Annotated in this window: 17 protein-coding genes; 11 read left to right on the plus strand and 6 right to left on the minus strand. The window is 74.3% G+C overall.

What is annotated here, in order from left to right:
• Positions 1–198: 198 nt before the first annotated feature.
• From ACIPSE_RS37075 to ACIPSE_RS37095, 5 genes are read right to left on the minus strand one after another with little or no spacing between them, the layout of a single operon-like run.
• Positions 199–1,404 (minus strand): cytochrome P450, encoded by a 1,206-nt coding sequence (locus ACIPSE_RS37075; protein WP_401671761.1) that lies wholly within the window; start codon positions 1,402–1,404, stop codon positions 199–201.
• Positions 1,401–2,021, minus strand: coding sequence for a GTP-binding protein (locus ACIPSE_RS37080; RefSeq protein WP_401671763.1), 621 nt, complete (start codon positions 2,019–2,021; stop codon positions 1,401–1,403). Before ACIPSE_RS37080 ends, ACIPSE_RS37075 begins: the two co-directional genes overlap by 4 nt.
• Positions 2,002–2,349, minus strand: a complete 348-nt coding sequence (locus ACIPSE_RS37085; protein WP_401671766.1) for a DUF742 domain-containing protein — start codon at positions 2,347–2,349, stop codon at positions 2,002–2,004. Before ACIPSE_RS37085 ends, ACIPSE_RS37080 begins: the two co-directional genes overlap by 20 nt.
• Positions 2,346–2,753, minus strand: a complete 408-nt coding sequence (locus ACIPSE_RS37090) for a roadblock/LC7 domain-containing protein (RefSeq protein ID WP_401671768.1) — start codon at positions 2,751–2,753, stop codon at positions 2,346–2,348. The genes ACIPSE_RS37085 and ACIPSE_RS37090 overlap by 4 nt, the downstream gene beginning before the upstream one ends.
• Positions 2,750–4,612: an ATP-binding protein gene (locus ACIPSE_RS37095; RefSeq protein WP_401671770.1), complete on the minus strand. Its 1,863-nt coding sequence runs from the start codon at positions 4,610–4,612 to the stop codon at positions 2,750–2,752. The genes ACIPSE_RS37090 and ACIPSE_RS37095 overlap by 4 nt, the downstream gene beginning before the upstream one ends.
• A 196-nt stretch (positions 4,613–4,808) precedes the next feature.
• On the opposite strand from ACIPSE_RS37095, the gene ACIPSE_RS37100 reads away from it, so the two are divergent.
• Positions 4,809–7,652, plus strand: a complete 2,844-nt coding sequence (locus ACIPSE_RS37100; RefSeq protein WP_401671772.1) for an FAD-binding and (Fe-S)-binding domain-containing protein — start codon at positions 4,809–4,811, stop codon at positions 7,650–7,652.
• Positions 7,653–7,883: 231 nt separating this feature from the next.
• Positions 7,884–8,636 (plus strand): DUF4232 domain-containing protein, encoded by a 753-nt coding sequence (locus ACIPSE_RS37105; protein ID WP_401671774.1) that lies wholly within the window; start codon positions 7,884–7,886, stop codon positions 8,634–8,636.
• Positions 8,637–8,658: 22 nt separating this feature from the next.
• On the opposite strand, the gene ACIPSE_RS37110 is transcribed toward ACIPSE_RS37105, so the two are convergent.
• Positions 8,659–10,032 carry a helix-turn-helix domain-containing protein gene (locus ACIPSE_RS37110; RefSeq protein ID WP_401671776.1) on the minus strand — a complete coding sequence of 458 codons (1,374 nt, stop codon included), beginning with the start codon at positions 10,030–10,032 and terminating at the stop codon, positions 8,659–8,661.
• Positions 10,033–10,204: 172 nt separating this feature from the next.
• On the opposite strand from ACIPSE_RS37110, the gene ACIPSE_RS37115 reads away from it, so the two are divergent.
• The 9 genes from ACIPSE_RS37115 to ACIPSE_RS37155 all read left to right on the plus strand — a co-directional run bounded on the left by ACIPSE_RS37115 (position 10,205) and on the right by ACIPSE_RS37155 (position 21,833).
• The gene (locus tag ACIPSE_RS37115; RefSeq protein ID WP_401671778.1) at positions 10,205–11,227 is read left to right on the plus strand and encodes an EamA family transporter; all 1,023 of its coding nucleotides are present in this window, start codon (positions 10,205–10,207) and stop codon (positions 11,225–11,227) included.
• Positions 11,228–11,746: 519 nt separating this feature from the next.
• On the plus strand, positions 11,747–12,541 hold the full coding sequence (locus ACIPSE_RS37120; protein WP_401671781.1) for a TIGR03084 family metal-binding protein: 795 nt from the start codon (positions 11,747–11,749) through the stop codon (positions 12,539–12,541).
• Between the two features lie 50 nt (positions 12,542–12,591).
• Complete coding sequence (locus tag ACIPSE_RS37125) at positions 12,592–14,205, plus strand: acyclic terpene utilization AtuA family protein (RefSeq protein ID WP_401671978.1); 1,614 nt, start codon at positions 12,592–12,594, stop codon at positions 14,203–14,205.
• Entirely contained in the window at positions 14,202–15,800 is a 1,599-nt protein-coding gene (locus ACIPSE_RS37130) for an acyl-CoA carboxylase subunit beta (protein ID WP_401671784.1), read from the plus strand. Before ACIPSE_RS37125 ends, ACIPSE_RS37130 begins: the two co-directional genes overlap by 4 nt.
• A 13-nt stretch (positions 15,801–15,813) precedes the next feature.
• A complete protein-coding gene (locus ACIPSE_RS37135; protein WP_401671786.1) occupies positions 15,814–17,658 on the plus strand; it encodes a biotin carboxylase N-terminal domain-containing protein in 1,845 nt (614 codons plus the stop codon).
• An 83-nt stretch (positions 17,659–17,741) separates the two neighbouring features.
• Positions 17,742–18,875: an acyl-CoA dehydrogenase family protein gene (locus ACIPSE_RS37140; RefSeq protein ID WP_401671789.1), complete on the plus strand. Its 1,134-nt coding sequence runs from the start codon at positions 17,742–17,744 to the stop codon at positions 18,873–18,875.
• 47 nt (positions 18,876–18,922) lie between these two features.
• Positions 18,923–20,491 carry a 4-coumarate--CoA ligase family protein gene (locus ACIPSE_RS37145; protein WP_401671791.1) on the plus strand — a complete coding sequence of 523 codons (1,569 nt, stop codon included), beginning with the start codon at positions 18,923–18,925 and terminating at the stop codon, positions 20,489–20,491.
• Complete coding sequence (locus tag ACIPSE_RS37150) at positions 20,488–21,222, plus strand: enoyl-CoA hydratase family protein (protein ID WP_401671794.1); 735 nt, start codon at positions 20,488–20,490, stop codon at positions 21,220–21,222. Before ACIPSE_RS37145 ends, ACIPSE_RS37150 begins: the two co-directional genes overlap by 4 nt.
• Entirely contained in the window at positions 21,210–21,833 is a 624-nt protein-coding gene (locus tag ACIPSE_RS37155; protein ID WP_401671796.1) for a TetR/AcrR family transcriptional regulator, read from the plus strand. Before ACIPSE_RS37150 ends, ACIPSE_RS37155 begins: the two co-directional genes overlap by 13 nt.
• Positions 21,834–21,843: the final 10 nt, after the last annotated feature.

The raw sequence follows: 21,843 nt of genomic DNA on the forward strand, positions 1-21,843 counted from the left end.
GGTGAGTCGGGCGGGGCGTCGTGCGGGGGTGACCCGGGACGCGGACGGGAGGGGCGCGGCGGGCGCGGGAGGCCCGGCGTGCCGGGGAGCCGGGAGGGCGGGCGGATCGGCGCGCGGGTCCCGGCTCGGGTGGGTGAAGGGAGGGAGCGGGCCCGCGGCGGTGTGTCCCGCCGCGGGCGCGTCGCACGGCCCGGTGGTTCAGGCCGCCGGGACCGGGGTGAACTTCACCGGGAGGGCCCTCAGGCCGCGCAGCCACGGCGAGGGGCGGCGCGTGAGCTCGTCCGCCGGGACGGCCAGGTCGATGTCGGGGAGGCGGTCCAGGACGACCTCGATGCCCGTCCGGGCGATGACCTCCGCGACCTCCTGCGCCGGGAACGGACAGCGGTGCTCGCCGTGGCCGAAGGAGAAGTGGGCGTTGTTGCCGCCGGTGAGCTCCGAGCCGTCGGTGCGCACCTGGGGGTCGGAGTTGGCGCCCTGGAGGCCGAGCAGCAGCAGGTCGCCGGCGCGGATGCGGCGGCCCCCGAGCTGGGTGTCGCGGGAGGCCCAGCGGCCCGCCACGTTCTGGGTGGGGGTGTCCTCCCAGAGCACCTCGTTCATCGCCTCGCCGACGCTGTGCCGGCCGCCGAACAGGGAGGCCGCGAACCGGTCGTCGGTCAGCATCAGCCGCAGCGAGTTGCCGATCCAGTCTGCGGTGGGCTGGTGGCCCGCCGCCATCATCACCATCAGGTCCTGCGCGATCTCCTCGTCGGTGAAGCCGCTGGAGTGCGCGAGCATCCGCGAGACGACGTCGTCGGCGGGCGCGGCCTTCCGGTCGGCCAGCAGCTGCGCCATGGAGCCGGCGAGGTGGATCTGCCCCTCGATGGCCCGCTCGGTGCCGTTGATCATGTCGTTGAGCGCGGTCACCAGGCCGGGGCCCTGCTCGTCGGTGAACCCGTAGAGCCGGGCGAGGACCCGCACGGGCAGCAGCATGGCGTACTCGCCGATGATGTCCGTCTCGCCCTTGGCGCAGATCGCGTCGAGCAGCTCGTCGGCGAACTGCTCGGCGAACGCCCGCAGTTCGGAGGGGTTCACGGCCTCCAGGGCGTCGCTGATCATCTGCGCGCGCTCACGGTGGCGTTCGCCGACCGTGTAGAGGATCGAGGGCTGCTTGCGGCCGATCATCGGCAGCAGCGGCCAGTCGTCCGGGATGCGGTCCCACTGGTTCCACAGCTCGGAGTCCCGGCTGAAGAGCACCGGGTCGCCCGTCACCTGGTGCAGTTCGCGGTAGCCGACGACGAGCCACGCCGGTATGTCGCCGTCGAGGATGACGGGCGCGACGGAGCCGTGCCTGCGCCGCATCTCCCGGTACAGGTCGCCGGGGTCGGCCTGGAACCGGGGGCCGCTCAGGGGGATGGGGGGCGTCACAGGGCCAACTCCTCGTGCTGGGCCGGGGAACGGCCGGCGTACCGGCGCTGGACGTGCTCGACGAGACTGATCAGGACCTGCTTGCCGGAGGCCCGCGAGCGGGCGTCGCAGTCGAGCAGCGGGATGTCCGGGTCGAGGTCGAGGGCCTCGCGGATCTGCGAGGGCGCGTAGGCCGGGCCGCCGAAGTCGTTGCAGGCCACGATGAACGGCGTGCCGTGGTGTTCGAGCCGGTCGATCGCGTACCAGGAGTCGTCGATGCGGCGGGTGTCGACGAGGACGACCGCGCCGAGCGTCCCGGAGAACAGCCGGTCCCACAGGAACCAGAACCGCTCCTGTCCCGGCGCCCCGAACAGGTACAGCACGTTGCGGGCGTCCAGGGTGATGCGGCCGAAGTCGAAGGCGACGGTGGTGGCGGTCTTGTCGCGCACCTCGCTGATGTCGTCGACGGCCGCGCCGGCCTGGGTCATCGTCTCCTCGGTGTTGAGGGGACGTATCTCGCTGACCGAGCGGACCAGCGTGGTCTTGCCGACGCCGAAGCCGCCGACGACGACGATCTTCAGGCCGTTGTCGGCGGTGGCACCCAGTGGGGTGCGCGCGTCAGAGATTGCGGAGTCCAACGAGCACCTGTTCCAGGACGTCGGGATCGGGGACGACTGCCTTGCGGGGGTGGCGGGCGCTGACGCGGCCCGCCGCGAGGAGGTCGCCGAGCAGGATCTTGGTGATGGACACCGGGAGCTTCAGCTCGGCGGCCAGCTCGACCACAGCGGTGGGGAGGTGGGTGATCCGAAGGATCGACGCGTGCTCCGACGGCATGCCGGGCGTCGGATCGCACTCGGCGACCACCAGCGTCACCAGGTCGAACGGGCTGTCGGGGCCGGACTCGGCACGGCCGCCGGTGAGGGTGTAGAGCCGGTCGGGCGAATCGTCCCTGCCGGGGCGGCTCATGAGGTACGGGGCTGAGCGGTCAGGTGTGCGCCGAGTTGCTCGACCAGTTCGCTCATGTTGTGCCCGACCAGGCCCGCGTCCGCCTCCTCGGTGGTCACCAGGGCCAGATGCGCGCCCTGTCCCGCCTCGACGATGAACAGCACACCGCCGTAGAACTCGGTCATGGCCGAGCGGACTCCGCCGCTGCCGTCCCCGAACTCGACGGAGGCGCCCTGGGACAGGGCCTGGATGCCGGCGGAGATCGCGGCGAGCTGGTCGGCCTGGTCGACGGAGAGCTCCGGGGTCCGGCACAGCTTGAGCCCGTCCCGGGACAGCACGAGCGCGTGCCGCGCGCCCGGCGTGCGCTCGAGGAGGCCCTCGATGAGCCAGGTGAGCTTCTCGTCGGCGGTGGTCGTGCCGGTCATGAGGTGGGATCGCCTTCCGGGTGCGGGTGGGATGAGGGGGTGTCTGCGGTGGCCGGCGCGGGGGTGCCGGCCGGCTCGTCCGCCGTGCTCGGTCGCGGGGGTGCCGTGTCCGTCGCCGTGTCCGTCGCCGTCGTGCCCGTCGGGTCGCCCTGGTCGGACAGGGAGCCGCGGACGGCCTTGCGGAAGCTGCTGAAGCGGGCGGCGCGGGTCGGCGGGTCGTCCTGGGCGGCGGCGGGCGCCTCCCCCGCGGGCGGCGTGTAGTCGTCGGCCCGGACACGCGCGCGTGCCTTCTCGCGCTCGCGTTCCGCCTGGGCCAGCGCCCGGCCGCGGCGCCGCTTGGGCAGACCGTCGGGCAGGGCGGCGGCCGGACGCTCGGACAGGGGGTCGGGGAAGCGGCCGGTGAGCCCGTCGGGGGCGGGGACGGCGGCCCGGTCGGGGGCGCCGTGCGCGGGGACGGGGTCCGGGGCGGCGTCGGCCGTGGCGTGCTCGTCGTCGACGGTGCCGGAGGCGGCGTCGGACGGTTCCGGCGTTCCGGCGTCCGGGGCCGGCGGCCGGGCGCCGTCCGCGGCCGGTGTCCCGGGGAGCGCGGCGAGGGTGTCGGGGGTGGCGGGGCGCTTGGCGTACGGATCGGCGACGAGGATGTCCTGCGGGACGAGCAGCAGCACGCCGGTTCCGCCGCGCGCGGAGGGCCGGTAGGAGACCTTCAGGCCGTACCGCCGGGCCAGCCGCCCCACGACCGCGAGGCCGAGCCGGGTGCCGGTGAGACCGCCGAGCCCCTCGCCCTCGCCGGAGACGGCCTTCTCGGCGCGGCGCAGCTGCACCTCGCCCATGACCAGGCCGCTGTCCTCGACGGAGACGATGACCCCGGCGGGCACCTCCTCGACGTACACGTGGACTTCGGCGGTGGGCGGGGAGAAATTGGCGGCGTTGTCGAGGAGTTCGGCGAGCGCGTGCATCACGCCCTCGGCGGCGTGCCCGGCGACGGCGGCCTCGCTGGCGGAGTGCACCCGCACCCGCTGGTAGCCGCTGATCCGGCCCATCGCGCCGCGCAGGATGGACTCCATGGCGATGGGGCGGGCCCAGCGCCGTCCCGAGCGGGCGCCCGCGAGCACGGCGACGGAGTCGGCGAGCCGGCCCGCCTGGGCGGTGCGGTGGTCGAGGTGGAGCAGGTCGGTGAGGACGGCCGGGTCGTCGTGCCGCTCCTCCATGGCGCGCAGGTCGGCGAGCATGCCGGTGGACAGGGCCTGCATGCGGCCCGCCGCGTTGGCGGTCGCGGCGACCGCGGCGGCCCGTTCGTGGGCGGCCTGCCGGGCCTGGGCGGTGAGCCGGGTGACCTCGGCGGTGAGCCGTACGCGCTCCTCGGCGTACTCGCTCATCAGGCGCGCGTTCTCCTCGGTGTACCGGTCCGTCAGCCGGTCGCGTTCCTCGGCGAACTCCTGGGTGAAGCGGTCGCGTTCGTCGACGAGTTCGCGGTTCAGCCGGCCGCGTTCCTCGGCGAGGGCGGTGGTCAGGCGGGCCTGCTCGGTCAGGGCGTCGTCCGTCAGCCGGGTGCGCTCCTGCTCGAACTCGGTGCGCTGGCGGGCCCGGTCCTGGAGCAGCCGGCCGGCGTCCAGGGTGACCGCCTCCAGCCGGCGGCGGGTGGTCCGGGCGGTCTGGAAGGCGTGTGCGGCCACGGCCACGGCGACGGTCAGCAGCAGCGCGCCCGCGCCCGCGCCGCACGCCAGGGGGACCCGTACGGAGGCGGGTGCCGCGGCGACCGCTCCGACGACCGCGACCGCGGCCAGGACGGCGGTGAGCAGCGGCGCGGGCGCGAGGGTACGGAGGCTGGGGCGATCGCCGGGCAGGGTGGGGGCGGTCATGAAATTGGTCCTCAGTCGGGTTCCTGGGCGATTAGCGACACCTGTTGCTCAACTGGCGAGCACTATATGAGAGTTCGTGATCGAATTGGAAAGGTTCTGGAGGCGTTCACAGGATCCGGCCATGGATCCGCTGGTCCGGGGCCGTTTTCGCGCTCCGGGAACGGTCACTGTCAGTAGCGGGATGCATGCTTGACCCATGACGGATCCAGTGACGGCTCTCGCGGCGGACCTGCGCGCCGCGGTCCGGGGCGAGGTCGACTTCGGTGTCACGGCCCGGGCGCTCACGACCATGGACGCGTCCAACTACCGGCGGGTACCGCTGGGAGTGGTCGCGCCACGGGACGCCGACGACGTGGCGGCCGTGCTCCAGGTGTGCCGGACCCATGAGGTGCCCGTCGTCCCACGTGGGGGCGGTACGTCCATCGCCGGGCAGGCCACGGGAACCGGCGTGGTCCTGGACCTCGCCCGGCACATGAACCGGCTGCTCGCCCTCGACCCCGGCGCGCGCACCGCCGTCGTCCAGCCCGGTCTCGTCCTGGACCGCCTCCAGGAGGCCGCCGCCCCGCACGGCCTGCGCTTCGGCCCCGACCCCTCCACGCACAGCCGCTGCACCCTCGGCGGGATGATCGGCAACAACTCCTGCGGGTCACACAGCGTGGCGTGGGGGACGACCGCGGACAACGTCCACGGACTGGACGTGACGACCGTCCGGGGCGACCGGCTGCGCCTGGGAACGGACTGGGCGGGCGCCCCGGCCGGACTGCGGGAGCTGGTGGACGGCGAACTGGCCCGCCTGCGCACCGGCTTCCCCGACCTGCCCCGCCGCATCTCCGGATACGCCCTGGACGCGCTGCTCCCGGAGCGCGGCGCCGACGTGGCCCGCGCCTTCTGCGGCACCGAGGGCACCTGGGCCGTCCTCACGCAGGCCGAGGTACGGCTGGTCGCGGCACCGCGCGCGCGTGCCCTCGCCGTTCTGGGATACCCGGACGAAGGCGCGGCCGCCGAGGCCGCCGCCGGGCTCCTGCCCCATCGCCCCCTGACGGTGGAGGGCATGGCGGCCGACCTGGTGCCCTCGGCGGTCGCGTTGCCGCGCGGCGGCGCCTGGCTGTTCGTGGAGACCGGCGGCGACACCGGGGCCGAGGCACGCGCGCGTGCGGAGACGATCGTGCGCGCCGCCGACGCCCTCGACGCCCTGGTGGTCACCGACCCGGCCGCCCAACGGGCCCTGTGGCGCATCCGCGAGGACGCCTCCGGCACCGCGACCCGGATGCCGGACGGTACGGAGGCCTGGCCCGGCTGGGAGGACTGCGCGGTGCCACCGGCCCGACTGGGCCCCTACCTGCGGGACTTCAGGGACCTGCTCGGCGAGCACGGGCTGCGCGGAACGCCGTACGGACACTTCGGTGACGGGTGCATCCACGTCCGCATCGACTTCGACCTGCTGACCGCGCCCGGGGTCGCCCGCTTCCGCCGCTTCTCGCAGGACCTCGCCGACCTGGTGGTCTCCCACGGCGGCTCGCTCTCCGGGGAGCACGGCGACGGGCAGGCCCGCGCGGAACTCCTGCCGCGCATGTACGGCACCGGGACGGTGGCCCTCTTCGAACGCGCGAAACACCTCTGGGACCCGGACGGCCTGCTCAACCCGGGCATGCTGGTCCGCCCGCTGCCCCTCGACTCCGGGCTGCGCTTCTCCGTCCTGCCCCGCGAACCCGTCGACGTCGCCTTCGGCTACCCCGCCGACGGCGGCGACTTCACGGCCGCGGTCCGCCGCTGCGTCGGCGTCGCCAAGTGCCGTACGACGTCGGCGTCCGGCCCGGCCGTCATGTGCCCGTCCTTCCGCGCCACCGGCGAGGAGGAGCACTCCACCCGGGGCCGGGCCCGGCTGCTGCACGAGATGCTCGCGGGCGAGGTCGTCACCGACGGCTGGCGCTCGACGGAGGTCCGCGACGCGCTGGACCTGTGCCTGTCCTGCAAGGGCTGCCGCACGGACTGCCCCGTCGGGGTCGACATGGCCACCTACAAGGCGGAGTTCCTGCACCACCACTACGCGGGGCGCCGCCGGCCGGCCGCCCACCACACCATGGGCCGGCTGCCGGTGTGGCTGCGCGCGGTGGCGCTGACCCGGACGGCACGGCTGGTCAACGCCCTCGCCTCGGTACGGGTGCTGGCGTCGCTGGGCAAACGGCTGGGCGGAGTGGCGGCGGAGCGGCGGATTCCGCGGCTGGCGACCCGGACGTTCAGCCGCTGGTGGCGCGGCCGGAGAGGCGCCGCGGACACGGCCCGCCGGGTGGTGCTGTGGCCCGACACCTTCACCGAGCATCTCTCGCCCGAGGTGGGCCGCGCGGCCGTCCGGGTCCTGGAGGCGGCGGGCCTCGGCGTGGTCCTGCCGCCCACCCTGCGCCCCACCTCCCTCTTCAGCCCGCTCACCGCCCGCCGGGGCCGGGTCTGCTGCGGTCTGACCTATGTCTCCACGGGCCAGCTCGACCGCGCCCGCGAGGTGCTGCGCCGCACCCTCGACCTGATGGCGCCGGTCCTGGCGGCCGGCCTCCCGGTCGTCGTCCTCGAACCGAGCTGCGCGGCGGCGCTCCGCACCGACCTGCCCGAGCTGCTGCACGACGACCCGCGGGCACGGCGGCTCGCGGACCGGGTCCTGACCTTCGCCGAGGCCCTGGAGCGCCTCGCCCCCGACTGGACCCCGCCCCGCCTGGACCGCCCGGTCACCGGCCAGACCCACTGCCACCAGCACGCGGTCCTCGGTGACACGGCCGACCGGCGGCTGCGCGAGGCGGCGGGCCTGACCGGTGAGCTGGCCGGGGGCTGCTGCGGGCTCGCGGGCAACTTCGGCTTCGAGAAGGGCCACTTCGAGGTGTCGTCGGCCTGCGCCGAGGACCAGCTCCTCCCGGCGGTACGGGAGGCCGCGCAGGGCACGGTGGTCCTCGCGGACGGCTTCTCCTGCCGGACCCAGCTGGAGCAGCTGGCGGGCGTACGGGGACGGCATCTGGCGGAGGTGCTGGCGCGGGGGCTGCGGGAAGCGCCGTAGGTTCCGTCCCGTCCGGGGCCCGGCCGCGTCCCGGACCGCCGTTCCAGGCACCCCCTGTTCTCGCAGGTCACAGTGGGTGCGAACGTTCCAGCGTCCCTGGACGGCCGGATCTCCTGGCGGGCGGGACGGACGGCGGCACATGATCCGGTCGTCGAACGGCGCGGCCCGCCGCAACCGGGGGAGCGCCCGTTCGGATCCGTCGACCGACCGCCGTCCCAGGGGGAACACACCATGTCCGTCACCGTCTCTCGCCGCCGCGCCACCCTGCTCACCGCCGCCGTCGGCGCGCTCGCCTCGCTCACGCTCACGGCCTGCGGGGCGTCCGGCGCGGACGTCGGCCGGGCGATCGGTGGCGAGCCGTCCCCGGCCGGGGCGTCGGCCGGGGCGTCGGCCTCGGCGTCGGGGCAGGGCGCCTCGGACGGCACGTCCGGTGACGCCAAGACGCCGGTGTCGGACAAGGGCTCCTCGTCCGGCACGTCGGGCGGGAGCGGCACGTCGGGCTCCGGCAAGGAGTCCTCCTCCGGCAAGGACTCGTCCTCCGGCAACGACTCCTCCGGTTCCTCGGCCGGCTCCATGTGCACCGACACCGAGGTCACCGCGCAGGCCGTGTCCCGCCCGATCAACCACCTGCTGCTGACCGTCACCAACACCGGCTCCCGCACGTGCAGCGTCTACGGCTACCCGGCGCTGCGGTTCACCGGCGCCCAGTCGGTGCCCCCGGTCATCGAGGACTCGCAGCCCCAGGCGGTCCTCACCCTCGCCCCCGGCGAGAAGGGGTACGCGGGCGTCGGCCTGTCCGCCGCCGACGGCAGCGGCACCGGCGGCTACCGGGCCAAGACCCTCTCCCTCTCCTACCAGGACCGGAACCTGGAGTTCACCGACGAGGGCGCCGAGGTCCCGCTGCCCGCGAAGGGCGTGTACGTCGACAGCTCCCTGAGCGTCACCTACTGGCAGTACGACGCGCAGACGGCCCTGACCTGGTAGCGGATGCCTTCGAGGGCCCGGCCTACGGGACGGTCGTCCCCGCCTCCACCCAGCCGTCCCCGTGGAGCGGGAACTCGTAGGCCGGGCGTCCGTTGCTGCCGCTGGTGCGGAACGGCCGCCCGGTGTCGTCGACGGTGACGCCGCCGTGCCGGGAACCGCTGGTCCAGCTCAGCTCCAGGTACCAGCTGACGTCGTACGCGGAGGCGTCCGCGGTGATGTGGAAGACCACCGGGTCGGACTCGCTCACCTTGAACGGGAAGTCCCGCTGTCCCGCCACCGGCGCGACGGCGGGCCGCGTCGCGTCCAGGGCGACGGTGAAGGAGTGGGTCGGCACGTTGCCGCCGCAGCCGACGCCCGGGTAGCCCATGGCGTAGTCGCTCCAGGCGAGGGGCGTGCGCCGGCCGGCCATGCGCACGACGAGACTGTCGAGGACGACGGTCTCCTCGCCGGTGCCCTGCACGGTGAGCGTCACGAACTGCTCGCCCGCCGACACCGCCCCGGCCGCCCGCACCCACGCGGACGCGTCCGCCTCCAGCGGCGGCGGCGCCACCTTGGCGGGCGGCTGGTCGACCAGGTAGTGCTGGCTGCACGGATCGGTCCAGGAGTACGGCTGGGTGGTCACCGTCAGCGGAATGCCCGTCGCGGTGTCGCCGCCGGCCGTCTCCGAGGGGGCCGGGGAGGTGGTCCGGCCGGCGCCGGGCGCACCGGTCGCGGAGCCCGAGGGCCGGGCGGGCGAGGGCGACGGCGAGGGCGAACCGGACCCGGTTCCCTCCGCCGTACCGGGCGTCGTGCCGTCCGCGGCGGACACGGCACCGGCGGCGCCGTCCCGGGCGTCGTCGCCGCGCGGAGCGGCCAGGTTCGCGCCGACCGCGATCACCCCGGCGACGGCGCACACGACGAGCACGGCGAGCGCGGCCCGGCGGACCCGGCGCCGCGCCCCGCCCGCAGGGGAAGTCACGGCGCCTCGCGCGGTGACGGTCAGCTCGGCGGAGGCGTCCGGAGCGGGCGTCGGCTCGGGGGCGGGGGCCGGCTCGGGCTCGCTCTCGGGCTCGGGTTCGTTCTCGGGATCGAGGCCGGTATCGGGATCGAGGCCGGGAGCGAGGCCGGGGCCGGGATCGGGCCGAGGTGCCGCCGACGGCTTCCGCCCGCGGTCCGCGTCGGCCAGCACCCATCGCCGGTGCAGTGCGACGAGTTCCGCCGGGGAGGCCTTGCAGAGGCGGGCGAGGCGTTCGACGGGCGCGTAGTCGGCGGGGACGGCGTCGCCGTTGCAGTAGCGGTGCAGCGTCGACGTACTCATGTGCAGGCGCTTGGCGAGCGTTCCGTAGCTGAGTCCGGAGCGGTCCTTCAACTCCCGCAGCAGCCCGGCGAATTCGGCCGCGGCCGTGTCCTCCGACACCGTTCCCCCACCCTCGTAGTCCAGGTCGAGGCAATCCAAGCACGTCACCGCCGGGGGTACCGAGTCGGCGCGGCACGGGCCCGGCGGCGTGAGCGGAGTCATGCGGGACAGTTCCAAATCGGGTTCACACACCTGACGGAGTCCATTACTCTGGACTCATCAGTGCACCCTGATGAACGATCCCGCAGCGAGTCCCCTGGAAGGCCCCGTGAGCACGTCGACCCCGGTTTCCCCGCAGCGCCGGGGCTCTCTCGGCTCCATCGGTCTGGTGCTGTCCGCGGGGATCTCGGTGCAGTTCGGCGGTGCCCTCGCGGCGAGCCTGATGCCGCGCGCCGGGGCGCTCGGCGTGGTGACGCTGCGGCTGGTCGCGGCGGCGCTCGTGCTGCTGGTGGTGTGCCGGCCGAGGCTGCGCGGGCACGGCCGGGCGGACTGGGGCACGGTGATCGTGTTCGGTCTGACCATGGCCGGCATGAACGGCCTCTTCTACCAGGCCATCGACCGCATCCCGCTCGGTCCCGCGGTCGCCCTGGAGGTCCTCGGCCCACTGGCCCTGAGCGTCCTCGCCTCCCGCCGTGCGCTGAACGCCGTCTGGGCGGTCCTCGCGCTGGCCGGTGTGGTCCTGCTGGGCGGCGGCGGATTCGGCGGCCTGGACGTGGTGGGTGTCCTGTACGCGCTCGGCGCGGGCGCGATGTGGGCGGCGTACATCGTCTTCAGCGCCCGTACGGGCCGCCGCTTCCCCCAGGCCGACGGGCTGGCGCTGGCCATGGTCGTGGCGGCGGTCGTGATCCTGCCGATGGGCATCGTCGAGTCCGGCGCCAAGCTCACCGACCCGACGACCGTCGCCCTCGGCTCGGCCGTCGGTGTCCTGTCCTCGGTGCTGCCCTACACCCTCGAACTCATCGCGCTGCGCCGCCTTCCCGCCTCCACCTTCGCCGTCCTCATGAGCCTCGAACCCGCGATCGCCGCCACCGCCGGTTTCCTCATCCTCGACCAGGCCCTCGCCACCTCCCAGGCCCTGGCCATCGCCCTGATCATCGCGGCGAGCATGGGCGCGGTCCGCACCCAGACGGGCCGAAGGAGGCGCTCCGCGAGGTCCGCGAGGACCGCGAGGTCCGCCGAGGGGGCGGAGAGGGCGAAGACCGGCGAGGCCGAGAACGCCACGGACGCCGCACCGGCACCCGCCAGGACCGGCTGACCGGCTGACCGGCTCCGGGTCGTGCCGGATTCCCTTCCGGTGCGGCCGGATGTGGTCCTGGGCGTCATGCGGTTGCCCGTGTGCGGGCGTCCCGGGCGGCTGTGGGTGGGTGTGCGGTCCGCGCCTGGGTGGGCCGCGTGGGCTGTCGAGTCCGCGGGGCCGCCGCGGAGGCTGCCGGGGCCGACTTGTCCCCTCCGGTCGTGCCGGATTCCCCTTCGGTGCGGCCGGGTGTCCTGAGGGTTGCCCATGTGAGGGCGTCCCGGGCGGTCGGGGGCGTGTGTGCCGTCCGGGCTCGGGCGGGCCGCGTCGGTTGCCGAGTTCGCGGAGGGTGCCGAGGTCGGCCGGTCCGGTCCCCTGCCGTGCCGGACCCCGGTGAGGCATGCGCCCCGGGGCCTCGCGTGGGCGCAGTCCTGCCGAGCCCGCGCGCACCCGGCTCCCGCCCCGGTCCAGGAACCCCGCCCCTCATAAAATCATGCAAGCACGCTTGATTGTTTATCCGGCCGCTGCCATGCTCCCCCCATGGCCGACCCCACGCCCGTCATCGACGACCTGCGCGCGGAGAGCGAGGATCTCGACCGGCTCGTAGCCGCCTCGGATCCCGACCGCTGGCGTCTCGCGACGCCCGCGCCCCGCTGGACCATCGCCCACCAGATCGCCCACCTCGCGTGGACGGACCACTCGGCCCTGCTGGCCGTGACCGACGCCGAGGCGTTCCAGGGGCTGGTGGAAGGAGCGCTGAAGGCGCCGGAGACGTTCGTCGACGACGGGGCCGACGCGGGCGCCGCGCTGGCGCCGGAGGAGTTGCTGGGGCGGTGGCGGGAGGGGCGTACCGCGCTCGACCGTGCGCTGCGCGCCGCGCCCGCCGGGGCCCGCTTCCCCTGGTACGGGCCGCCCATGTCGACCGCCTCGATGGCGACCGGGCGGCTCATGGAGACCTGGGCGCACGGCCAGGACGTCGCCGACGCGCTGGGCGTCGAGCGGGAGCCCACCGACCGGCTGCGTCACGTCGTGCGGATCGGCGTGCGGGCGCGGGACTTCGCGTTCGGGGCGCGCGGGATCACCCCGCCGGCCGGCGAGTTCCGGCTCGAACTCCGCTCACCCTCAGGTGACGTGTGGACGTACGGCCCCGGGGACGCGCCCCAGCGGGTCACCGGCTCCGCCCTCGACTTCTGCCTGCTCGTCACCCAGCGCGCCCACCGTGCCGACCTCGCGCTCGACGCCGTCGGCCCGGACGCCGACCGCTGGCTGGACATCGCGCAGGCCTTCGCGGGCCCGCCCGGCGAGGGCCGCGCGCCCAAGGGGGCCACGGCGTGACCTTCCGCATCGGCAACGCCTCCGGCTTCTACGGCGACCGCTTCGACGCGATGCGCGAGATGCTCACCGGCGGTGAACTCGACGTCCTCACCGGGGACTACCTCGCCGAACTCACCATGCTCATCCTCGGCCGCGACCGCCTGAAGGACCCCGCCGCCGGTTACGCCCGCACGTTCGTGAGGCAGTTGGAGGAGTGCCTCGGCACCGCCCAGGAACGCGGGGTGCGGATCGTCGCCAACGCCGGCGGCCTCAACCCGGCCGGACTCGCGCAGACCGTACGGGAGTTGGCCGACCGGCTCGGCATCCCCGTCCGCGTGGCGCACGTCGAGGGCGACGACCTGAGGGCCGCGCACCCCGACAGCCTCGCCGCGCACGCCTACCTCGGCGGCTTCGGCATCACGGAGTGCCTGCGCGCGGGCGCGGACGTCGTCGTCACCGGCCGGGTCACGGACGCGGCCCTGGTCACCGGGCCCGCCGCCGCGCACTTCGGCTGGGGGCCGGGGGAGTACGACCGGCTGGCGGGCGCCGTCGTCGCCGGGCACGTCCTGGAGTGCGGCACCCAGGCCACCGGCGGCAACTACTCCTTCTTCACCGAGGGCGACGTCCGCAGGCCCGGCTTCCCGCTCGCCGAGATCCACGAGGACGGCAGCGCCGTCATCACCAAGCACCCCGGCACCGGCGGCTTCGTCGACGTCGGCACGGTCACCGCGCAGCTCCTGTACGAGACGGGCGGCGCCCGGTACGCCGGACCCGACGTCACCACCCGCCTCGACACGGTCCGCCTCACCCAGGAGGGCCCCGACCGGGTCCGGATCGACGGCGTCCGCGGCGAGGCGCCGCCCCCGGACCTCAAGGTGGGGCTCAACCGCCTCGGAGGCTTCCGCAACGAGGTCGTCTTCGTGCTGACCGGCCTCGGCATCGAGGCCAAGGCGGCGCTGGTGCGCGCCCAGATGGAACCGCACCTCGGCAAGGTCGCCGACGTCCGCTGGGACCTGGCCCGCACCGACCACCCCGACGCCCCGACCGAGGAGACCGCGAGCGCCCTGCTCCGGCTCGTCGTCCGCGACCCCGGGCAGGAGGCCGTCGGGCGGGCGCTCAGCGGCGCCGCGATCGAACTCGCCCTCGCCAGCTACCCCGGCTTCCATGTCCTCGCCCCGCCCGGGAAGGGCGCGCCCTACGGGGTCTTCGAGGACGTGTACGTGCCCCAGGACGCCGTGGACCAAGTGGCCGTCCTGCCCGACGGGCGGCGGGTCGCCGTGCCCCCGGCCGCCGACGCCCTCGCCCTGGCGCCGCTCCCGGAGCCGCCGCTGCCCGAGCCGCCGCCGCCCGGCCCCACCCGCCGCGCGCCGCTCGGGCTCGTCGTCGGCGCCCGCAGCGGCGACAAGGGCGGCAACGCCAACATCGGGGTGTGGGCGCGCACCGACGACGCCTGGCGGTGGCTGGCCCACACGCTCACCGTCGACCTCCTGCGCGAACTCCTCCCGGAGACGGCCCCGCTGCCCGTCACCCGGCACGTCCTGCCGGAGCTCCGGGCCCTGAACTTCGTCGTCGAGGGCGTCCTCGGCGCCGGGGTCGCCGCCCAGCACCGCTTCGACCCGCAGGCCAAGGCGCTCGGCGAATGGCTGCGCTCCCGCCACCTCGACCTACCGGAGGCCCTGCTGTGACCGTCCTGTCGTCGGTGCTGGACACCGGCAGCCCCGACTACCGCGCCCACCGCGACGCGATGCTCGCCAGACTCGCCGATCTGGACGCCGAGCACGCCAAGGCCCTCGCGGGCGGCGGCCCCAAGTACGTCGAACGGCACCGCGCGCGCGGCAAGCTGCTCGCCCGGGAGCGCATCGAACTGCTCCTCGACCCGGACACGCCCTTCCTGGAACTGTCGCCGCTGGCGGCCTGGGGCAGCGACTACGCGGTCGGCGCCTCGCTGGTCACCGGGATCGGGGTCGTCGAGGGCGTGGAGTGCCTGATCACGGCCAACGACCCGACCGTGCGCGGCGGCGCCAGCAACCCCTGGTCGCTGAAGAAGGCCCTGCGCGCCAACGACATCGCGCTCGCCAACCGGCTGCCCTGCATCAGCCTGGTGGAGTCCGGGGGCGCCGATCTCCCCTCCCAGAAGGAGATCTTCATCCCCGGCGGGGCCGTCTTCCGCGATCTGACCCGCCTGTCGGCCGCGGGCATCCCCACCGTCGCCGTCGTCTTCGGCAACTCCACGGCCGGAGGCGCCTACGTCCCCGGCATGTCCGACCACGTCATCATGGTCAAGGAGCGGGCCAAGGTGTTCCTCGGCGGTCCGCCGCTGGTGAAGATGGCCACCGGCGAGGAGAGCGACGACGAGTCGCTCGGCGGCGCCGAGATGCACGCGCGCGTGTCGGGCCTCGCGGACCACTTCGCGGTCGACGAGCAGGACGCCCTGCGCCAGGCCCGCAGGGTGGTGGCCCGCCTCAACCACCGCAAGGCGTACGGCGATCCGGGCCCGGCCGAGCCGCCCAGGTATTCGGCCGAGGAGCTCGTCGGGATCGTCCCCGGCGATCTGAGGACGCCCTTCGACCCGCGCGAGGTCATCGCCCGGATCGTCGACGCCTCCGACTTCGACGAGTTCAAGCCGCTGTACGGGACGAGCCTGGTGACCGGCTGGGCCGCCCTGCACGGCTACCCGGTCGGCATCCTCGCCAACGCCCAGGGCGTGCTGTTCAGCCAGGAGTCCCAGAAGGCCGCCCAGTTCATCCAGCTGGCGAACCAGCGCGACATCCCCCTCCTCTTCCTCCACAACACCACCGGCTACATGGTCGGCAAGGAGTACGAGCAGGGCGGCATCATCAAGCACGGCGCGATGATGATCAACGCGGTCTCCAACTCCCGGGTGCCGCACCTGTCCGTCCTGATGGGCGCCTCCTACGGGGCCGGCCACTACGGCATGTGCGGACGCGCCTACGACCCGCGCTTCCTGTTCGCCTGGCCGAGCGCCAAGTCGGCCGTCATGGGCCCCCAGCAGCTCGCCGGGGTCCTCTCGATCGTCGCCCGCCAGTCCGCGGCGGCCAAGGGACAGCCGTACGACGACGACGCGGACGCGGCGCTGCGCGCGATGGTGGAGCAGCAGATCGAGTCCGAGTCCCTGCCGATGTTCCTGTCCGGGCGGCTGTACGACGACGGCGTCATCGACCCGCGCGACACCCGCACCGTCCTCGGCCTGTGCCTGTCCGCCCTGCACACCGCGCCCTACGAGGGCGCGCGCGGCGGCTTCGGCGTCTTCCGGATGTGAGGGAAACCCTTCAGTGATCACTTCTGTTCTGGTCGCCAACCGCGGCGAGATCGCCTGCCGCGTCTTCCGCACCTGCCACGCGCTGGGCATCCGCACGGTCGCCGTGCACTCCGACGCCGACGAGGACGCCCTGCACGCGCGCGTGGCCGACGCGGCCGTACGCCTGCCCGGGGCGACCCCCGCCGAGACGTATCTGCGCGGTGACCTGGTCGTGAAGGCCGCGATCGCCGCCGGCGCGGACGCCGTGCACCCCGGGTACGGCTTCCTGTCCGAGAACGCGGACTTCGCGCGGGCCGTGCGCGACGCGGGCCTGGTGTGGATCGGGCCGCCGCCGGAGGCGATCGAGGCGATGGCGTCCAAGACGCGCGCCAAGGAACTGATGGGGCTCGCCCCGCTGGGGGAGGTGCGCGAGGAGGACCTCCCGGTGCTGGTGAAGGCCGCCGCCGGGGGCGGGGGGCGCGGGATGCGGATCGTGCGCCGCCTGGAGGAGCTGGACGCCGCCCTGGAGGGCGCGGGCGCCGAGGCCGCGAGCGCCTTCGGGGACGGCGAGGTGTTCGTCGAGCCCTACCTGGAGAACGGCCGCCACGTCGAGGTGCAGATCCTCGCCGACACCCACGGCACGGTGTGGGCGCTCGGCACCCGCGACTGCTCCCTCCAGCGCCGCCACCAGAAGGTCGTCGAGGAGGCCCCGGCCCCCGGGCTCTCGGACCGGCTCGAAGAAGAGCTGCGCACGCTGGCCGTACGCGCCGCGCGCGCCGTCTCGTACGTCGGCGCGGGCACGGTGGAGTTCCTCGTCGCGGACGACCGGGCGCACTTCCTGGAGATGAACACCCGCCTCCAGGTCGAGCACCCGGTCACCGAGGAGGTGTTCGGCGTCGACCTGGTCGCCCTCCAGCTCCAGGTCGCCGAGGGCGAGGCGCTCGCCCCCGAGCCGCCCGCCGCGCGCGGCCACGCCGTCGAGGCCCGCCTCTACGCCGAGGACCCGGCCCGCGACTGGACCCCGCAGACCGGCACCCTGCACCGCCTGGCCGTACCGGACGGCGTCCGCCTGGACACCGGCTACACCGACGGCGACGGGATCGGCGTCCACTACGACCCGATGCTCGCCAAGGTCGTCGCCCACGCCCCCACCCGGGCCGAGGCGCTGCGCAAGCTCGCGGGCGCCCTGGAACGCGCCACGATCCACGGCCCGGTCACCAACCGGACCCTGCTGGTGAACTCCCTGCGCCACGCCGAGTTCACCTCCGCCGCCATGGACACCGGCTTCTACGACCGTCACCTCGCCCGCCTCACCGAGGCCGCCCCCGACCCGTACGCGCCTCTCGCGGCGGCCCTCGCGGACGCGGCCGGCCGCTCCCGCTTCGGCGGCTGGCGCAACGTGCCCTCCCAGCCCCAGGTCAAGCGGTACGCGACGGCGGACGGCGAGGAGCACGAGGTGCGCTACCGCCACACCCGCACCGGCCCGGAGGCCGACGGGGTGCGCGTGGTCCACGCCGGCGCCGACCGTGTCGTCCTCGAAGCGGACGGTGTGCGCCGCACGTTCGAGGTGGCCCGCCACGGCGACGAGGTGTACGTCGGCCCCACAGCCCTCACCGCCCTGCCCCGCTTCCCCGACCCCGCGGCCCAGCTCGCCCCCGGTTCCCTGCTGGCGCCCATGCCGGGCACGGTCGTGCGGATCGCGCCCGGTCTGGCGGAGGGCGCGCAGGTCGAGGCGGGCGCCCCGATCCTCTGGCTGGAGGCGATGAAGATGCAGCACCGCATCACGGCCCCGGCCACCGGAACCCTGACGGCGATCCGGGTGAGCGAAGGCCAACAGGTGGCGGTGGGCGCCCTGTTGGCGGTAGTGGAACCCGCCTGAAGAGGAGCGCGCGACGGTATCGCCGTGCCGCCGCCGCGTGAGCACGACCGGCCACCGACCACCCGCACCCGGGAAGGGAACCCATGACCCCCACCCTCGAATCCGAAGAACACAAGGCCCTGCGCTCGGCCGTCGCCGCCCTGGGCAAACGCCACGGCCGCACCTACGACCGGGAGGCCCTCTGGGCGGAAGCGGCCAAGCTCGGCTACCTCGGCGTCAACCTGCCGGAGGCGTACGGCGGGGGAGGCGGCGGCATCAGCGAACTCTCCATCGTCCTGGAGGAACTGGGCGCGGCCGGCTGCCCCCTGCTGATGATGGTCGTCTCCCCGGCGATCTGCGGCACGGTCATCGCCCGCTTCGGCACCGACGCCCAGAAGCGGGAGTGGCTGCCGGGACTCGCCGACGGCACCCGCACCATGGCCTTCGGCATCACCGAACCCGACGCGGGCTCCAACAGCCACCGCATCACCACCACCGCCCGCAGGGACGGCACCGACTGGCTGCTCACCGGCCGCAAGGTCTTCATCTCCGGAGTGGACCTCGCCGACGCCACCCTCATCGTCGGCCGCACCGAGGACGCCCGCACGGGCCGCCTCAAGCCCTGCCTGTTCATCGTCCCCAGGGACGCGCCCGGCTTCCAGCGGCGCGCCATCGACATGCAACTGGACGCCGTGGAGAAGCAGTTCGAGCTCACCCTCGACGACGTACGGCTGCCCGCGGACGCGCTCGTCGGCGACGAGGACGCGGGCCTGCTCCAGCTCTTCGCCGGACTCAACCCCGAGCGGATCATGACGGCCGCGTTCGCGGTCGGCATGGGCCGCTACGCCCTCGCGCAGGCCCTGTCGTACGCCAAGGACCGCAGCGTGTGGAACACGCCCATCGGCGCCCACCAGGCCATCGCCCACCCCCTCGCGCAGGCGCACATCGACCTGGAGCTGACCCGCCTCATGATGCAGAAGGCGGCGCATCTCTACGACGCGGGCGACGACGTCGGCGCGGGCGAGGCGGCCAACATGGCCAAGTACGCGGCGGGCGAGGCCTGCGTGAAGGCGGTCGACCAGGCGGTGCACACCCTCGGCGGCAACGGGCTCACCCGGGAATTCGGGCTCGCCTCGTTGATAACGGCGGCGCGCGTGGCTCGTATTGCTCCGGTGAGCAGGGAGATGATTCTCAACTACGTCTCCCACCAGACCCTGGGCCTGCCCAAGTCGTACTGAGCCGCGCCGCGCCGAGCCGCGCCGCATCGAGCCGTTCTGGAGGAACCGTGTTCCGCAGCGAGTACGCAGACGTCCCACCGCTCGAACTCCCCATCCACGAGGCGGTGCTGGGCCGGGCCGCCGAGTTCGGCGACACCCCGGCACTGATCGACGGAACCGACGGCACCACCCTGACCTACGCCCAACTGGACGCCTTCCACCGCAAGGTGTCCGCCGGGCTCGCCGAGGCGGGCGTCCGCAAGGGCGACGTCCTCGCCCTGCACAGCCCCAACACGGTCGCCTTCCCTACGGTGTTCTACGCGGCCACCCGCGCGGGCGCCTCGGTCACGACCGTGCACCCGCTCGCGACCGCCGAGGAGTTCGCCAAACAGCTGACCGACTCGGCGGCCCGCTGGATCGTCACCGTCTCCCCGCTCCTGGAGACGGCCCGCCGGGCGGCCGAACTCGCGGGCGGCGTCGAGGAGATCTTCGTCTGCGACAGCGCCCCCGGGCACCGCTCGCTCCTCGACATGCTCGCGACGACGGCCCCCGAACCCCAGGTCGCCATCGACCCGGCCGAGGACGTGGCGGCGCTGCCGTACTCCTCGGGCACCACCGGCGTCCCCAAGGGCGTGATGCTCACCCACCGGCAGATCGCCACCAACCTGGCCCAGCTCGAACCGCTGATGCCGGCGAAACCCGGCGACCGCATCCTCGCCGTCCTGCCCTTCTTCCACATCTACGGCCTGACCGCCCTGATGAACGCACCGCTGCGGCACGGCGCCACGGTCGTCGTCCTGCCCCGCTTCGACCTGGAGTCCTTCCTCGCGGCCATCCAGAACCACCGCATCACCGACCTGTTCGTGGCGCCGCCGATCGTCCTCGCCCTCGCCAAGCACCCGCTGGTCGCCGAGTACGACCTGTCGTCGCTGCGGCACATCGTCAGCGCCGCCGCCCCGCTGGACGCCCAGCTCGCCGCCGCCTGCTCGGCCCGGCTGAACCTGCCGCCGGTGGGCCAGGCGTACGGCATGACGGAGCTGTCGCCCGGCACCCATGTCGTCCCCGTGGACCTCATGCGGGACGCGCCGCCCGGGACCGTCGGCAAGCTCATCGCCGGGACCGAGATGCGGATCGTCTCCCTCGACGATCCCGCCAAGGACGTCGGCGTCGGCGAACCCGGCGAGATCGTCATCCGGGGCCCGCAGGTCATGAAGGGCTATCTGGGCCGCCCCGACGCCACCGCCGACATGATCGACCCCGACGGCTGGCTGCGCACCGGGGACGTCGGCCATGTCGACGCGGACGGCTGGCTGTTCGTCGTCGACCGGGTCAAGGAACTCATCAAGTACAAGGGCTTCCAGGTCGCCCCCGCCGAACTGGAGGCGCTGCTCCTCACCCACGCGGGCATAGCGGACGCCGCCGTCATCGGCGTCTACAACGACGAGGGCAACGAGGTCCCCCGCGCGTACGTGGTGCGCCAGCAGGCCGCGGCCGACCTCACCGAGAGCGAGATCATGATGTACGTCGCCGAACGCGTCGCCCCCTACAAACGGGTCCGCCAGGTCACCTTCATCGACGGCGTGCCCCGGGCCGCCTCGGGGAAGATCCTCCGACGGCAGCTCAGGGAGCTCCGGTGACCGTGATCGGCCGTACCCGCACCCGGGGGGTGGAGACCCTCACCCTCGACTCCCCGCACACCCGCAACGCCCTGTCGGCCACGCTCGTCGGCGAGCTCGCGGACGCGCTGGCGGAGTGCGCGAAGGACGGCGACGTGCGCGCCGTCGTCCTCGCGCACACCGGCTCCACCTTCAGCGCGGGCGCCGACCTGCGCGAACCGCCCGACCCGGACGCGTTCGTCGGGCTGCTCCGGCAGATCGTCGAACTCCCCAAGCCGGTCCTCGCGCGCGTCACCGGCCATGTCCGCGCGGGCGGGCTCGGGCTGCTGGCCGCCTGCGACCTGCCGGTCGCCGCACCGACCGCGACCTTCGCGTTCACCGAGGTCAGGATCGGGGTGGCGCCCGCGGTGATCTCCCTGACACTGCTGCCGCGCACCGACCCGCGCGCTCTCGCCCGTCACTACCTCACCGGCGAGCGGTTCGACGCCGCCGAGGCCGTCCGCACCGGCCTGCTCACGGCGGTCGGGGACGACGTGGACGCCGTACTGGAGGGGATGCTGGAGGGGGTGCGCAGGTCGTCCCCGCAGGGCCTGGCGGAGACGAAACGGCTGCTCACGGTTAGGGTGCTGGAAGCCTTCGACCGGGATGCGGCCGACCTGACCGCGCTCTCGGCCCGCCTGTTCGCCTCCGCGCAGGCCCGCGAGGGCATGACGGCCTTCCTTGAACGACGGGACCCCTCATGGGCGCTGTGAGCGCCGACCGCACCGACCGCACGCCCAAGCAGGACCGCAGCCGGGCCACCCGGCAGCGCCTCCTGGAGTCCGCCGTGGCCTGCCTCGCCGAACGCGGCTGGGCGGGCTCCACGGTGACCGTCGTCGCCGAGCACGCCGGCGTCTCCCGGGGCGCCGCCCAGCACCACTTCCCGACCCGCGAGGACCTCTTCACCGCGGCCGTCGAGTACGTCGCCGAGGAACGCTCCACGGCGTTGCGCGCCCTGTTCCCCCAAGGGGTGGTCCAGGACCGCCGGGCGGCCGTCTCCGCCCTGGTCGACCTGTACACGGGACCGCTGTTCCGGGCGGCCCTGCACCTGTGGGTCGCCGCGTCCGACGAGGAGCAGCTGCGCCCGCGCGTCACCGAACTGGAGGCCCGCGTCGGCCGCGAGACCCACCGCATCGCCGTGGACCTCCTCGGCGTCGACGAGTCCGCGCCCGGCGTGCGCGAGACGGTCCAGGGCCTTCTCGACATGGCCCGCGGCCTCGGCCTCGCCAACCTCCTCACCGACGACCGCAGCCGCCGCGAGCGGGTGGTCACCCACTGGGCGGGGCTGCTCGACGACGTCCTGGGCGGGACGTCCACGGACTGAGACGGCCGGG

It is taken from the genome of Streptomyces sp. NPDC090106 (assembly GCF_044747265.1).
GTDB lineage: Bacteria > Actinomycetota > Actinomycetes > Streptomycetales > Streptomycetaceae > Streptomyces.

Coding starts and splice junctions, on each gene's coding strand:
- ACIPSE_RS37090 (WP_401671768.1), bottom strand. CDS start 2,753: ATGACCGGCACGACCACCGCCGACGAGAAGCTCACCTGGCTCATCGAG.
- ACIPSE_RS37120 (WP_401671781.1), top strand. CDS start 11,747: ATGGCCGACCCCACGCCCGTCATCGACGACCTGCGCGCGGAGAGCGAG.
- ACIPSE_RS37140 (WP_401671789.1), top strand. CDS start 17,742: ATGACCCCCACCCTCGAATCCGAAGAACACAAGGCCCTGCGCTCGGCC.
- ACIPSE_RS37105 (WP_401671774.1), top strand. CDS start 7,884: ATGTCCGTCACCGTCTCTCGCCGCCGCGCCACCCTGCTCACCGCCGCC.
- ACIPSE_RS37095 (WP_401671770.1), bottom strand. CDS start 4,612: ATGACCGCCCCCACCCTGCCCGGCGATCGCCCCAGCCTCCGTACCCTC.
- ACIPSE_RS37125 (WP_401671978.1), top strand. CDS start 12,592: ATGCGCGAGATGCTCACCGGCGGTGAACTCGACGTCCTCACCGGGGAC.
- ACIPSE_RS37115 (WP_401671778.1), top strand. CDS start 10,205: ATGAACGATCCCGCAGCGAGTCCCCTGGAAGGCCCCGTGAGCACGTCG.
- ACIPSE_RS37155 (WP_401671796.1), top strand. CDS start 21,210: ATGGGCGCTGTGAGCGCCGACCGCACCGACCGCACGCCCAAGCAGGAC.
- ACIPSE_RS37100 (WP_401671772.1), top strand. CDS start 4,809: ATGACGGATCCAGTGACGGCTCTCGCGGCGGACCTGCGCGCCGCGGTC.
- ACIPSE_RS37085 (WP_401671766.1), bottom strand. CDS start 2,349: ATGAGCCGCCCCGGCAGGGACGATTCGCCCGACCGGCTCTACACCCTC.